This window comes from Acinetobacter sp. Z1, assembly GCF_024296945.1.
Taxonomy (GTDB): Bacteria; Pseudomonadota; Gammaproteobacteria; order Pseudomonadales; family Moraxellaceae; genus Acinetobacter; species Acinetobacter beijerinckii.
Window position 1 is genome coordinate 1,499,233 of record NZ_CP101115.1, and the last position, 16,184, is coordinate 1,515,416.

Below are 16,184 nucleotides of genomic sequence, written 5' to 3' on the forward strand. Positions count from 1 at the left end.
TGACATTGAATATTCAACAGGGGTAAGTTCCGAATGTCAAATCAAACTCAACGTTTAAAACTAACGCAATTAGCAGCTTCGATTGCATTTGTTGCAGGTGGTGCAGCTTTCCTTCCTTCAGCACACGCAGCAGCTCCTAGTGCGGGTACAAACATTAGTAACATTGCATCTGCAAGCTATACTGATAGCAATGGTTCTAATAAAACTGTGACATCAAATGTAGTTACTACGACTGTGTTGCAAGTCGCAAGCTTTACTTTAATCACTGATCAAACTAAAACTGCTAACGCGAACGGTCAAGTATCTTTATCTCACACATTAACAAATACTGGTAATGGTAGTGATACTTTTAACGTAGCTGTTGCCAATAATGATACACGTGATAACACGACTGATAATTATGATTTCAGTGGTTTAAACGTTTATTTAGATGCAAATAAAGATGGTGTTCCAGATAGTCAAACTCCTGTTACAAGCGTAACTTTAGCCGCAGGCGAGTCTGTTAATTTAATCGTTCAAGCAACAACAGCAAACAATGCTGCTGTGGATGCTTTAGGTAAATTAACGGTTTCAGCAATCAGTGGTTTTGATACAAGTGTAACTGCTAAAAACGTAGATACAGTTAAGATTACAAACGGTGCTGTAATTAGTTTATTAAAATCTGCAAGCGTGAGCAATGTAGATGCAACATTATCAAACCCTGCCGCACGTGAAGTAGAATATACTTTAGCTTATCAAAATACTGGTAACACGACTGCAACTAACGTTACGATTACAGACGTACTTCCATCTGGTTTAACTTATGTTGCTGGTTCTGCTACAGTAAATGGTACAGCTGTAAACGATGGTACTGCTGATTCTGATGGATATAACTTCACTTCAGGAACGGCTACATTAGTTATTCCTACAGTTGTTGCAAATAGCAGTGGTGTATTGAAATTCAAAGTTCGAGTAAACCAAAATACTCCAGCTGGTATCATTACAAACATCGCTGAAGTGGATCCAGATGGTCCAGGTACAGAAGGTAAAACACCATCTAACCCGAATGACATTACAGTGTTAGGTGTTAAAAAAGGTACAATTAACGACAGTACGACAGATGCCTTTGCTGATGGACAAGCTTCTACGGCTCCAGCTGATGACGTAATTACTAAGTCAACAACTCAAGGCACTCCAGTTACCTTTGGTGTTACTGCGGGCGGTGGTGAGCCAATCGTTGTACATAACACTGGTAATGTTACAGAAGCATTCAACATTACTGTAAACAAAAACTCTTTACCAGCTGGTAGCATTGTTGAATTATTCAAAGCTGATGGTGTAACGCCATTAACTGATACGAATGGTGATGGTGTTGCAGACACTGGTCCAATCGCAAGCGGGGCTACATACCAAGTTGTTGCTAAGGTAACTCTACCTTCTGGCTACTCTTCTACAACGCCAATCAGCACGATCTTAACTTCAACACCTGTTACTAATTCTACTGGTACAGATACAATCAATTTAGTTATTGATAAAGTCGTTGCATCTACAGTTGACTTACATAATGGTGATGCAACAAATAGTACAGGTACTGTTGTTGGCGCGTCAGGTAAAGATACGGGTCAATTTATTGATACTAAATCAACTAAACCTGGTCAAGCAACTAACTTCCCATTAACTATTGATAATAAAGGTGCAACTGGAGATAACTATAATTTATCTACATCACCTACATTACCTGCGGGTTGGACAGTTCAATATTACTTAGCTGATGGTGCAGGTAACCCAACAGGTGCTCCAATCACGAATACTGGTAATGTACCAAGTGGTGGTAGTGTTCAACTTGTTGCAGTTGTAACGCCTCCTGCAAATGCTGCAGCTGGTGATCAAGAAGTTATCTTTAAAGTTGCTTCCCCTGCTACTGGCTTAACAGATGTAATGTCTGATCGTGTAACGGTTGAAACTAATCGTGTACTAAGCTTGCAAAATGATCGGACTGGTCAAGTTGCTCCTGGCGGTACAGTGGTCTATAAGCATACTTTGACGAACAACGGTAACATTGTAGAGGGTGCAGCAGCAGGTAGCTTGCTTTATACGCTTACAAACGATCAGGCTGCAAATGGTTGGACAACAAGTTTATTTGTTGACTCGAATAACGATGGTGTGGCTGATGCTAATGAATTAGTTACAGGTAATGATCTTGCAGTGAAAACTGGAAGTATTGCTCGTGGTGAATCTGTTAACTTACTCATCAAAGTTCAAGCGCCAACAAATGCAACTGCTGGAACACCTAGTGCAGTTGTATTGACGATCAAACCAACAGTTGTTGGTGGTCAGTCTGTTGCTGATCTAGTGAATACTGACTTAACGACTGTTACAAGTGGTCAAGTACGTTTAGTGAAAGAGCAATCTTTAGCAAATTGTTCAACAGGTGTTGCTGGTACTTATACTCAAAATACAGTTTCTGCTAAACCAGGCGAATGTGTGAAGTATAAAATTACTGCAACGAATGAAGGTAATGCTGACGTAACTAATGTTGTGATTAGCGATGCTACACCTGCATATACAACTTTGAAAGTAATTGCAAGCGCATCTCCAGTAGCTACAAATGCGACATTGAGTACTTCAACCGCTGCATTAACTGATGGATCAACAGGTACTATCGCTGCTGAGAAAACACCTCTTGTACCTAATACAAGTGCGGTATTAGAGTTTGTAATCAAAGTAAATAATTAATATTCATTGAACAATTTAGATTGCCTAAAATGAATTGATTAAATATGTGGGCATTTGCGCAAAGCAGGTGTCCACAACAATAATTTTAAAGTTTTTTTATTTAGACTATTTAGTTGAAGGGTAGAGCGCTGTGCTACAACAGAAGCAAATTCGTGTAAGTCGAAACATGTCTTTCATGTTATCAACGTTGACAATATCAATATTGTCCGCGCAGTATGGTCACGCCGCGAATATTCCAGAAGTTGGAAGTACAATCCAAAACGTTGCTTACGCAACTTTTACAGCAGCAAATGGTAAAGAACAACAAGCAGTTTCAAATACAGTCGAAGTTAATGTTTCAGCTTTGTATGCTATTACTTTAACTACGCCGCCAGTACTCGATGTTGAACCTAGTGTGCGAGTAATATGGGCAAATACTTTATCTAACAATAGTAACGCACTAGTTCATGTTCAGCTAGAAGCGTTAACAATTAATGAATTAAACAATATTAAAATCTACATAGATAGCAACAAAGATGGTCAATTTGATACGAATGATCAACAAGTAATAACCAATGTACCTTTAGAAATTGGTCAAAGTGTCAATCTATGGGTTGTTGCTACCACAAGTTCAAATTTAACTGAAGGTCAGCAATTTAATTTACCAATTACAGCAACAGTTGTTGAAGACAAAACTGTAATTGCAACTGCTACAGATAGTGCAATTAGCTATGGCGCAAAATTAATCGCAACTAAAGAAGTACAACAAAAAACTTTTGAACCTTCTGCAAGTGCAAATTATGATTTAAATTACACGCTCAATATTAGCAACGAAGGTAAGAAGCCAGCTAATCCAACCGATGTTATGGTGGATGGTCAAACACAGAAGATGGTTTTGTTGGTTGATGATTTACCGCCAAATACAACATTTAAATCTGCTTTAGTAAAAAACACTCAAGCCAAAATTTTATACAAACTTGCTAATAATAGTTATAGTACTGTTGCTCCAAGTGACGTTACACAGATTAACCAACTTGTTGTAGGTTTCCCACAAATTGCAGCGAATACCTCTGAGCAAGTTGATCTTGTTGTTAGTATGAATCGCAATATTGCAAAGACCACAGTAAAAAATACTTATAAAGTTTCGTACGCTGTTACTGATAGTCAAAAAGATGTGTTTTCAAACGTTGCATCTACATTAGTTAGCGGTTCAGCAGATATTACTAATAATTCAAGTGATTTTAAGAGTATTTTAGCAACAGGTAGTATAAATAAACCGCTGAATATCGAGGCTAAAAATGCAAGCTGTAATGCAGATCGTTATACTGCAGATCGTGTAAAAATTCGAATTAAATCAACAAAAACTGGTGATTTAGAAGAAGTGGTTGGTGTTGAGACTGGGCCAAATACAGGTGTATTTCATTATACATTACCAACAACATTATCAGATAAAGGTATTTCATTTGATGCAGTCTTGCAAACGCTCAAACGCGATAAGGTTGATATTAGTTTAACCGACTGCTTGGATGCGCAAGGCCAATCTACAGGAACAATCACCGATATTAATACAAGTGTGTTAATGGATCCGTATGGTACAGTATTTGATGCTAAAACTGGTTTACCTGTAGCGGGTGCTACAGTTACTTTATTAGATCAAAATGGTCAACCAATTGGCAGTAATGTTGCATTTGAAATTGATACTCAAACTGGTGAGACGACTTCTATACCAGCAACACAGGTGACCAATAGTGCAGGTGAATTTATTTATCCACTTGTCAAAGCTGGTACGTATAGTTTTGTTGTTGATACCCAGACTATTCCAGGTAACACGCGTTATACCTTTGTAAGTGATCGCACTGCATATCCGAGTTTTCCAGCAGACAAAGCAGTCGATTTAAGATGGTCATATGCGGGGCAGTTTACATTAAATAATGGTGATCCAGCACTTAATATCGATATTCCAATTGACCCAGAAGTAACAAATACTAATTCATCTCTATTTGTTAAAAAAGCTGCTTCAAACAAGACGGCTGAGATTGGTGAATTTGAAGAATATACGGTTACTGTTGCAAATCGTGGAACTGCAGATTCGGTAAATGTCTCAATCACCGATACACTTCCTCGAGGCTTTATTTACGTACAAGGTTCGATGCGTGTTGACGGGACCAAAGTTGAAGATCCGTTAGGTGGTAAAGGTCCTTATTTAAAGCTTGGATTAGGCACACTCACACCAAGTAAAGAAGTTAAAGTTCAATATCGTGTTTATATTGGACCCAATGCACTCAATGGCGATGGTATTAACCGTGTACGTGCCAAAGATGCGAAAGGTATCGAGTCTAATGAGGCATCGGCAAAGGTAGAAGTAACGCCTGGTGCGATGATTTCAGATGGTTTTATTGTGGGTAAAATCTTCACTGACTGCAATCGGAATGGTATCCAAGATGTTGGTGAAATAGGGGTTCCTGGTGTCCGTATTTATCTTGAAGATGGTAGTTATGTTATTACTGATAGTGAAGGTAAGTATGACTTCTACGGGATTAGTGCAAAAACACATGTCTTAAAAGTCGATCGTACAAGTTTGCCGATTGGCTCTGAATTAGTATTGATTAGTAATCGACAAGCAGGTGATCCTAATAGCCGTTTTGTTGATTTAAAACGTGGTGAGTTGCATCGTGCTGATTTTGCGATTGCTCAAGGTGAAGGGCAATGTTCAGAATCTCTAATTGAACGTGTGCTAGAGCGTAAAAAAAGCATTGAACAGGATAATACAAATTTAGAGCAAATATTGCGTTCCGATTTAACGGCTGATCCAATTTTTTCTAAAGTTACAGATGTTCGTGGACAACCATCAAGTGGCTGTATTTCAGCAGTCGGAATTCAGGCGAATTGTAATCTTGATTTTTCAAAGGAACAAATTAAAGAAATCAAACAAATACAATTCGAACCTGAAAAGTCTGGTGTTCAATCATCTGTCTCTTTACCAAGTTCTTCAACTCTTGCTTTGCCAAAAGAAGATTACGTAGATACAGTTAATGCTGCGAAAATGATTAATCTTGAAACAGCTTTAGAAACAGCTGTGAATAATCAACTAGAAATTTTAAACCTTAAAGATGGGCAAGTATTGCCTTATCCTCAGACCTCTATTCAGGTTAAGGGTGCGGCAGGCACTCAGCTTGAGCTTTGGGTAAATGGAACACGTGTTCCTGAAAAACGTATTGGTAAACGTGCTGTATTACCAAATATGCAGGTTTCAGGCTTAGACTTTATTGGTATTGACTTAAGTGCAGGTCAGAACACCATCGAAGTACGCCAAGTGGATATGATGGGTAATACCCGAGACATTAAACGTATTAATGTTATTGCACCTGACCAGTTAGATAAATTGCAACTTGAACCTAGTAAAACGATTCCGCAAGCGAATGGTCGTGATCGTTTTAATGTCAATTTAAAAATTGTTGATCGACATGGTACGCTTGTATCAAGTCGTACACCAATCACCTTAGATAGCTCAATTGGTAAGATTGATTTATTGGACTTAGATCCAAAACAACCGGGTATTCAAGTATTCGTTGAAGGCGGAACTCTAATTGTTCCAATTCAAGCACCAATTGAAGCAGGTGAAGGCACTCTATCTGTTGAAAGTGGTATCTTTCATTCAAATACACCTATTCGATTCTTACCTGATTTAAGACCAATTATTGCTGTTGGTATGGTTGAAGGTTCATTTAATTTTAAAAAGTTTGACCCTAAAGAACTGAGTGGTATTAATTCAAATGATGGTTTTGAAGAAGAATTAAACGAGATTTCAGCGTCAAAAGATGGAAAGCGTAATGTAACTGGTCGAGCTGCATTATTTTTGAAAGGTAAGGTAAAAGGTGAATACCTTCTTACACTTGCATATGATTCAGATAAAGATAAGAAGCAAAGATTATTCCGCGATATTCGCCCTGATGAATATTACCCAGTTTACGGTGACTCTGCTGCTAAAGGCTTTGATGCTCAATCAACTAGCAAATTGTATATTCGTGTCGATAAAGGTCGTTCATATGCTATGTATGGTGATTACGTTACACGGACTGAAAACGATGAAGGTTTATCTTTAGGTCAATATAACCGTTCATTAACAGGTGTACGTAGTACTGTAGAAGCTGATAAATATAAAGTTACGGCATTTGCTGCGCAGACAAATACACAACAAGTTGTTAATGAACAACGTGCTATGGGGATTTCTGGTCCATATAGTTTAGGTGGTGTTAATGCTCAGGATGTCCGTGATAATAGTGAAAAAGTAGAAGTGATTACGCGTGATCGTAATAATCCAGGTTTAATTATTACGCGTACAACCTTGGCCCGTTTTACGGATTATGAAGTCGATACCTTCAGTAATAGTATTTATCTCAAAGACCCGGTTCCAAGTGTCGATGTAGATTTAAATCCCGTATTTCTACGCATCACCGTTGAATCTGATCAGGGTGGTGAAGAATATACGGTCGGCGGTGTATCTGGTTCTGTAAAAGTCTCAGATAAAGTGAAAGTGGGAGCTTCTTATGTCAAGAGCAATAATCCACAGACTCAAGATCAGTTGGCGAGTGTGAATAGTGTTGTTAAATTTGCCAATGATAAAGGTAAGTTAATTGCTGAATTTGCACGATCTGAGAATATTAATGATGGTCTGAATTCATTAACACAAATTAATGTACAACCAGATGCAACTGGTAAATTATCAGGTGATGCTGCACGAGTTGAACTCAACTACGCTTATAAAGACTTGGAAATGAAGGTTTATCATAACCAAGCAGATACAAGTTTTTATAATACTGCCGCACCGATTACAGCTGGTCGCAAAGAGAGTGGAATTAAAGGGCGCGTACAACTTAATAAAGTTGGTTTGGCGAAGCTAGAAGCGATTCGTACTGAAGATCAATTGAGTGGTGTAAATCAAGGTGTTTCAGCCAGTATTGAGCGTGCAATAAATCGCATTTTAGCTGTAGAGCTCGGTCTAAAATATTATGATGAATCATCAAACCCAGCAACGCTGAATACCACACAAATTGCGCCATACCATGGTGTGACCGTTCGATCTAAGTTAACCAGTCAACTTCCTTGGCAAGGTTCGAATGTTTTCGCTGAATATGAACAAGACATTTCTGAAGCCGATCGCCGTGTTTTTGCACTAGGGGCAAATTATCAAATTAATTCAAAACTTCGTGCTTATGGCCGCCATGAATTAGTTTCTAGTCTAAGTGGTCTTTATGATCTGAATAGTAATCAGCGCCGCAATGTAACCGTATTTGGTTTGGATAGTAAGTATAACAATAACGGTACCGCCTTTAGTGAATATCGTATTCGCGATGGCATTAGCGCTAGAGAAGCAGAGGCAGCAATTGGTTTACGTAATCGTTGGGAACTTGAAAAAGGTTTTTATGCCAATACGAGTTTTGAACAAACCAAAACTTTATCAAGTGCAAATAATTTAAGTTCTGATAGTACAGCGGCATCTTTAGGTATTGAGTATTTAAAGAATCCTAACTGGAAAACGGTTGCTCGTATTGAAGCAAGATGGTCAGATCAATCAGATACTATTTTGAACAATTTAGGTGCTGCTTATAAATATTCGGATGATGTGACATTATTGGCAAAAAATGTTGTCAGTCTAACAGATAGCAAAAATGATAGCAGCGGTGATCGTTTAGTAGATCGCTTCCAATTAGGATTAGCTTATCGTGATACTGAACACAATCGTTTTGATGCCTTAGCTAAAGTTGAATATCGTTATGATGACAATAAAACAGATTTAAGTAATCCATATCTTAAACATGTTTATATTTTCTCAAATCATTTAAATTATCATCCAACAAGAGATCTTACGTTGTCGGGTCAATATGCTGCGAAAAATGTTCAGACTACATTCTCTGGTTTAGAGTCTACAGGTGTGACACATATGTTTAGTGCTAGAGCAATGTATGACATCAATGAAAGATGGGATGCAGGTGTACATACAGGTGTATTATGGTCTGATATGAGTTCAGGGCGTCGAGTTCTCGTTGGTGGTGAGGTTGGGTATCTCGTTGCAGCAAATTTATGGTTATCAGGTGGCTATAACTTCTCTGGTTATAAAGATGATGATCTGGTCGATAGTGATACTACAATTCAGGGCGCTTATGTTCGTTTTAGATTCAAGTTCGATGAGAATCTATTTGCTGGTAATAACGCTGGAATAAATGCTTCAAGAGAACCATAAACATGAAATATCTTCACAATAATTTATATAAAATGTGTTCTTATTTTTATATAGGAGTTTCTGCTGGTTTGTTTGCAGTAAACACTTCTGTATTTGCTGAGTCTGCATCTGAGCAAATTGTTGTTGGAGAGCAATCTAGTTCTTTGGTACAATATGTCAATAAACAGAAGCCTTATAATCCTAAAGATAAGCAAGTTGCGGCATTACAAACACGTCTGATACCTTATTTAAAACCATCTGAAAATATTGCATATTATCAAGCGATAAAAGCCTTATCGTGGTTAAGTTACGCTGCTCACGAAGGAAGTGAAAAGAGTCCAAGTTCTGCGAGAACTGAAGCACTTCAACAAGCAAAATATATTATTGAGGCTTTAGAACAAGGACAAATTGAAAAATTTACGCTGACAACTGCTATTCTTTCTGAATCAAGTGTCATGCGCAGAGATCTTTGGGCAAATGCTGAATTATTAAAACAAACTGAAGGTTTTTCATGTGCTCAGGCTGAGATCGCTCAAGCGGAAGTAATATTGGTTTGGGCAGCAGCAGAATATTGTGAACTTGGATGGCGACACTCAAGAGAACTATTTTTATCTGCTCAAAGTTTAATTGATCAATCAAATCTCAAAGCGTCTGCGTGTAAGTCTGCAACAGCATTAGAATTACCTAAAATTAATTATCCATCTTTACAAGAATTGAATGGTGATGCTAAGGGTTGTCATGGAGTCAAAGGCAAGTGGCCAATTTGGTCGCCTGAACAGAAAGTTATCGCTGAACCATAGGTAGCTAAAGTTCCATCAAATGTACCAAATGTAGTTCACTTTGCTTTAGATCAATCAAACTTATCAAAAGAATCAATTAATGTATTAAATCAAGTTGTAATATTCTTAAAAGATAATCCAACCTACACGTTAACTTTGTATGGCTTTACTGATGCTGGTGCAAGCGAACAATATAATTTAAATTTTCGAGAGACGAGCGCAGAATGTGCTCGCATACCTTCAATAACAAGGGATTCATTTAGATCGAGTCGCAGTCGAGGCGAAAGGTAAAAAATAATTAAAGATGAAAATCAGAAATTTGGTCATGCTTTAAGTCGTTGGGTTGTATTAGTCTATGTTGATCCAAAAGGTAAAGAAATATCAACTTTCAAGCAACGACATGATGTTCAAGTAGAAGAATAATATTTATTGAAAATGAAATAAGTTAAAAAAGAGTATTAAGACTCTTTTTTAACTTTCAGCATCAGCTAATTCTGCTTCAATATAACAAATGATCATTCTGCTTAAACCTTTCACCATTTCATCAAAAGTAATTTGTGGATTTGGTAAAATCAGGTGGCGTGCCACATTAAAGATACTGCTATTAATACTAATATAGGCCGTCACGCTTAAGTTATTCACTTTGAGATATCTTGGATGGCGCATCATATATTTCATCAGAACCTCCATAAGCGCCATTTCGATCTGACCAATATAACGCTCATACTTGAGCTCTGTTGCATAGCGCAAGCAAATTAGATAGCGATCATTGTCACGTGTCAGCAAGTCGCGGAAAGTATAAAAAATCATTTCGAATAGAGGTTCTAGCTCCATTTCAACAATAATGGGCGTCAGCTCCTTCACCATATCAAGCACTTCTTTGACAAAAGATTTCGCCATGGCATCGTAAATATCTTCTTTATTTTTAAAATACTCATATAAAGAGCCAACACTCACACCTGCAATATCAGCAATGTGGCGTGTGGTTGTACCACTGGTACCATTGGTTGCAACAGCTATAAAACCTGCTTCAATAATGGTATCTACAGTAACTTTCGAGCGAGATTGACGAGGTTTACGAGTTGCCATAAGTATTATTATTAAAATCCGAACATACTGTCAGATTAACATGCTGTTGAAATGAGAGAAAGCATACTGTTATTAATCCGAACAAATAAAATTACACTGTTTTTAATATCTAATTTAAAACTGTAATAAAAAATATTTTTAACTAATTGAGTCATGATTTCTTATTAATTTTAATTTTTAATTTTAAAATTAAGTTATTGAAATATATTAATATAAATAAATTTTTGAAAACACTTAAGATATAGTTTAACTTTTGAAAAGATACTTTTTAGAAAATATTATTATCTGCGATGAATAGCATTTTACCCGAATTGAATCCGAACATAAGATCAGTTTACAGTGTTTGTAGTAGGAAATTAGGTTCAAGAAAATCTCCCGAATATTTTTTCGTAACTCAAAAAATTATTTAGTTATACGAAAAGAGATGAACCTGATTCAAAAATGTTAAGGGCAAATGACGCTCAAGTGAAGTAGGTAGGTGTAGCCATGATCAGCAACACATTAAAGAAAGGTTTAAGTTTATTTAAATCTAACCCAATAACTGAGCAAATTGACTTTGCAAGTAAAAAAAGCATTCCAATTCGACATTTGGCGATTGGATTTGAAGGCAAGCAAGTCGACTTATCATTCTATATGAACAATCAGTTTGCTACGATTTTTTTTGCTACGTTGTCTGTGTTTTTGACTTATGGCGAAGATTTAGTGATTGAAACAGCACGCCATCACCGAGATTTATTAAAAGATCCTATCTTAAAGCAACGTGTGACTTCACTCATTGGTCAAGAAGCTATTCATTCAAAACTACACAATGAATTTAATGATGCAATAGTTGAATTGGATTATCCCGTGAGACTGTATCGCTTTCTAGGTGAAAAATTCTTTGAGCATATCTTCCTGAAATTCCCACAACCATTAAAACTTTCAATGATGGCTGGAATTGAACATTTTACTGCTGTGTTGGCTGAATACATGATGGCACATGAGCAAAATTTCTATTTTTCAGATGATGCTAAAACACGTGCATTGTGGATGTGGCACATGTTAGAGGAATCTGAACATAAAGACGTTGCTTATGATGTTTATCAAACTTTAAACGGTAACTATGCATTACGTATTTCAGGTTTCTTCCTTGCATATTTCACCATTCTTGGATTGATTCCATTCTCTGCGACGATGGTACCGATTTTACGTAAACCACAAGAAATGCTGACAGCTAAGTTTTGGAAAGATGCAAGACGTGGTGTGAAGTTGATCTTTAGTCCTAAAGATGGTGTTTTTGGTAGTACACAAGGTCGAATTTTTGATTATTTACGTACCGATTTCCATCCGAATGATCATGATGCTTCTGCGTATTTTGAGTATTACGAAAAGAAATTATTGTCTGAAGGTGGCGCATTACATCCTTTCTTTGTGAAAGAGTTTACGCCCAAAGTTCAAGCGGCTTAATTATCCAGTTAGTGGATGAATAGTGCATTACAAATTCAGTAAGTTCAGTTGGCATAAACGTTCAAATGTTTATGAGCAATTTGGTTCTTGTTGCCCATATTTTGCTAGTGCACTATGCAATCAATATTCTTCAAAGTTTATCAATTGAAGGATTTTCTAAGACGAAATGAGCTAAGTCATCAAACTTAGATTTTGTAGGAATTGGAATCAATAAAATTGCAGAAATAATCTTAATAGACAATTTTATCGTTCCAGTTGATTTTTAGCTCTTTAGCTTTATTTAACTCTCTCTATGGGGATCAAGTTATGGTCGCTCAAATTATTCGAAATGCTTTTTCAGAAAAATTAAGCACTAAGTATCAAGGCATTATTCAAAATTTTGTGAATAAATCACCCATTCCAATTCGTCATTTTGATTTTAAATTCAACCCAAATGAATTGGATGAGAGGTTTTTTCTAAATAAAGAATTAGCGACATCATACTTTCATGCGCTATCGATATTCTTAACCTTTGGTGAAGATGTTGTTATCGATACCGCTCGCCATCATCGTGATTTTATTCAAGATCCTATTTTAAAACAAAGATTAACCTCTTTGATTGGACAAGAAGCAATTCACTCTAAAATTCATAATCAATTCAATGATGAAGTTCTAAAAGAGAATGGTTATCCCGTGGAGCTGCTACGTGCAATTGCAGATAAAGTATTTGAGTACGGCATTTATAAGTTACCAAACTCAATGCAATTGTCATTGATGGCTGGGATTGAGCATTACACGGCTGTCCTTGCTGAATTTATGATGCAGCATGAAGACTATTTGCTCGGCTCACAAGATGAAAGACAGCGTGCGATGTGGATGTGGCACATGCTAGAAGAATCAGAGCATAAAGATATTGCTTATGATGTTTTTTTAGAGCTATCGGGTGATTACTGGGTTCGGATTACTGGTTTCTTGCTTGCAAGCTTAACTATTTTGGGTGGTGTGTCTTTAGGTGGCTATCTCATGCCATTTTTGAGAAAGCCAAGTAATCTCATTAATCCGCGTTATATGAAAGATGTTGTCGAAAGTACTGCATTATTGTTCGGCAGTAAACGAGGCGTATTTGGTAGTAGCTTTATGCATATCTTGGAATATTTACGTCCAAGTTTTCATCCAAACGATCATGATACCTCAGCCTACATGGAATATTACAAGGATCGTTTATTAAACCCAGAAACAGGTTTATTGACACCCTATTTCCTCAAAGAATTTACCCCACCTGTACGTGCAGCTTCTGCATAACTTGGTCTGTTTAAACACGAGATTGCTGGAAAACAAATATGAAATTATTTGGAAAAAGAACAAAGCCAAGTCAAAAAGCGTTTGCTGTTGTGACTGGTGCGGGAAGTGGGATAGGTCGTAGTTTTGCACTTGAATTAGCAAAACGTGGAGGCACAGTTGTGTGTTCAGACATTAATCTTGATGCAGCGAATGAAACTGTTGCTATGGTCGAAGCACTTGGTGCAAAAGCCTTTGCAGTGCAATGTGATGTTGCTAAAGAGGAGCAGGTGAATCAATTGGCTGAACAAGCTGAGCAATTGATGCAAAATCCTGCCACCTTAGTGATTAATAATGCAGGTATTGGTCTAGGTGGTAAGTTTGATGAAATGTCATCAGAAGACTGGAAATGGTGCATGGATATCAACCTATGGGGCGTTATCTATGGTTGTCGTGCCTTTGTACCAAAGTTTAAAAAGCTGGGTCATGGTGCAATTATCAATGTTGCTTCAGCAGCCTCTTTTACTGCTGCACCAGAGATGACGGTTTATAACGTTTCTAAAGCAGGGGTACGTGCTTTATCAGAGACTTTGTCCGCTGAACTTAGAAAGTCAAACATCAAAGTGAATGTACTGTGCCCGACCTTAGTACCGACCAATATTATTAAAAATGGCAAAGTACCGCACAAAGGCCTTTTAGATTATGCCTTGACCAATTTGGCATTTACGACCAGTGATAAGGTCGCAAAGCTAACATTAGATCGTTTGGATAAAGGCGAGCTTTATACCATTCCGCAAATCGATGCCAAGTTGTTCTGGTTAATGAAGCGTACTGCACCTAATTTATATGCAAAAATTTTGGGAACTTCATATCGGTTAATGAAATAGCCTAAGCAAATATAAAATTTCTACCGAGTTTTGATACGTGTAAAGTTCATCCGCAACCTGCATGGTATTAAAAGATAATAAGGTTTTATATTCAAGAAGGTATTAAATAAATGCAAGTGGTGAACAGGTTTTGCGGATGAAAATGGTTTTGCCTACTTTTCCCGAAAGAAAAGTAGGTCGAGCCGAAGGCTAATGATGAAATTTAGATGAGAATTCGGTAAGACACCGTTATAGACATCTGTTTTTAGATGAAAGGATAGTTTAAATGACAGCTCAAGCAAAAAAATTAAATTCTGCTGACAAAAAAGCATTACCTCAACATATCTACGATACCTTTATCGTGGGTGCAGGTATTTCAGGTATTGCGACTGCGATCCGTCTAGATCAAGTCGGTTATAGCAACTACAAGATTATTGAAAAGGCAACACGTGTTGGTGGTACATGGCGTGAAAACACTTATCCTGGTTGCGGATGTGACGTGCCATCAGCATTATATTCATACTCATTTGCACCGAGCGCAAAATGGAGTCACTTATTTGCGCGTCAACCTGAAATTCTGAACTATTTAGAAGAAGTCAGTGAAAATTTTGGTGTAAGTTCAAAAATAGAATTTGGTACAGAACTTATCAATGCCAAGTGGGACAATGAACGTAATTTATGGGTGATGGATACCAATAAAGGACAGTTCTTGGCTCGTACTACGATTTTTGCAACAGGTCCAATTACTGAAGCACAGATCCCAAAACTTGAAGGTTTGGAAACATTCAAAGGTGAAATGTTCCATTCAGCAAAATGGAATCATGATTATGATTTGACTGGTAAGCGTATTGCCGTGATTGGAACGGGCGCATCAGCAATTCAGTTTGTGCCACAAATTCAACCTTTGGCAAAAGAGTTATATGTTTACCAACGTACAGCGCCGTGGGTTGTTCCAAAGCCTGATACAGATTTGGGTGATGTCAGCAAAAAACTTATCGAACAGTTCCCGCTCATTCAAAAAACATGGCGTCAAGCCGTTGCTCAATCATTGAATGCGATTAACTTTGGTTTACGTAATCCAGCTGTGTTAAAGCCTGTAGGTGAGTTGGCTAAACTCATATTACGTTTCCAAATTGAAGATCCAGAACTGCGTAAAAATGTTACGCCAAACTTCACTATTGGTTGTAAACGTCTATTGTTCGCTAACAACTATTATCCAGCGTTACAACAACCAAATACTAATCTAATTCCGCATGGTTTAGTCAAAGTAGAAGGCAATACCGTTGTATCGGCGAATGGTGAACGTCATGAAGTAGACGTGATCATTTGGGGTACAGGATTTGAAGTTTCTCACCCGCCAATTGGTAAGCGTGTTACCAATGAAAAAGGCGAGATTTTAAATGATCTATGGAAGAGCAGTTCACCAGAAGCATACTTAGGAACCAGTATTGAAAATGTACCAAATGCATTCTTGGTGTTAGGTCCAAACGTGTTGGTATATGATTCTTTCATTGGTTTGGCTGAAGCGCAATTGGATTATATTGTCGATGGTCTATTAAAAATCCGCGATCAAGGGATTGCTAAATTAAATATCAAGCCTGATGTGATCAAGAAGCATAATGAGTTGGTACAAAAGCATCTTAAAACCACGGTATTCAACGCGGGTGGATGTAAGAGTTATTATTTAGATGCGAATGGTCGTAACTTTGCGGCTTGGCCTTGGTCGTTGAAGAAATTAAAGCAACGTTTAAAGCATATGGATTTGAATGATTATCAAGTCACGTATCAAACTGAAAAAACTAAATAATCTCAGATAAATAGTGTATGAGCAGT

The 16,184-nt window shown here is 37.4% G+C and carries 8 protein-coding genes; 7 read left to right on the forward strand and 1 reads right to left on the reverse strand.

The features are described from left to right. The first annotated feature begins 33 nt into the window (after positions 1-33). The 3 genes from NGC85_RS06980 (at position 34) to NGC85_RS06990 (ending at position 9,714) form a co-directional block, all read left to right on the forward strand. Positions 34-2,715 (forward strand): NEW3 domain-containing protein, encoded by a 2,682-nt coding sequence (locus tag NGC85_RS06980; RefSeq protein ID WP_254805333.1) that lies wholly within the window; start codon positions 34-36, stop codon positions 2,713-2,715. Between the two features lie 130 nt (positions 2,716-2,845). Continuing rightward, positions 2,846-8,935, forward strand: a complete 6,090-nt coding sequence (locus tag NGC85_RS06985; RefSeq protein ID WP_254805334.1) for an SdrD B-like domain-containing protein — start codon at positions 2,846-2,848, stop codon at positions 8,933-8,935. Between the two features lie 68 nt (positions 8,936-9,003). Continuing rightward, entirely contained in the window at positions 9,004-9,714 is a 711-nt protein-coding gene (locus NGC85_RS06990; protein WP_254805335.1) for a hypothetical protein, read from the forward strand. 450 nt (positions 9,715-10,164) lie between these two features. On the opposite strand, the gene NGC85_RS06995 is transcribed toward NGC85_RS06990, so the two are convergent. Then, positions 10,165-10,782 (reverse strand): TetR/AcrR family transcriptional regulator, encoded by a 618-nt coding sequence (locus tag NGC85_RS06995; protein ID WP_254805336.1) that lies wholly within the window; start codon positions 10,780-10,782, stop codon positions 10,165-10,167. 486 nt (positions 10,783-11,268) lie between these two features. Between NGC85_RS06995 and NGC85_RS07000 the strand changes: the two genes are divergently transcribed. The 4 genes from NGC85_RS07000 (at position 11,269) to NGC85_RS07015 (ending at position 16,158) form a co-directional block, all read left to right on the forward strand. Further along, positions 11,269-12,228 (forward strand): metal-dependent hydrolase, encoded by a 960-nt coding sequence (locus NGC85_RS07000; protein ID WP_005062132.1) that lies wholly within the window; start codon positions 11,269-11,271, stop codon positions 12,226-12,228. A 306-nt stretch (positions 12,229-12,534) separates the two neighbouring features. Further along, on the forward strand, positions 12,535-13,509 hold the full coding sequence (locus tag NGC85_RS07005; RefSeq protein WP_254805337.1) for a metal-dependent hydrolase: 975 nt from the start codon (positions 12,535-12,537) through the stop codon (positions 13,507-13,509). A 38-nt stretch (positions 13,510-13,547) separates the two neighbouring features. Further along, positions 13,548-14,372, forward strand: coding sequence for an SDR family oxidoreductase (locus NGC85_RS07010; protein WP_254805338.1), 825 nt, complete (start codon positions 13,548-13,550; stop codon positions 14,370-14,372). Positions 14,373-14,637: 265 nt separating this feature from the next. Next, on the forward strand, positions 14,638-16,158 hold the full coding sequence (locus tag NGC85_RS07015; protein ID WP_005054402.1) for an NAD(P)/FAD-dependent oxidoreductase: 1,521 nt from the start codon (positions 14,638-14,640) through the stop codon (positions 16,156-16,158). Positions 16,159-16,184 lie beyond the last annotated feature (26 nt).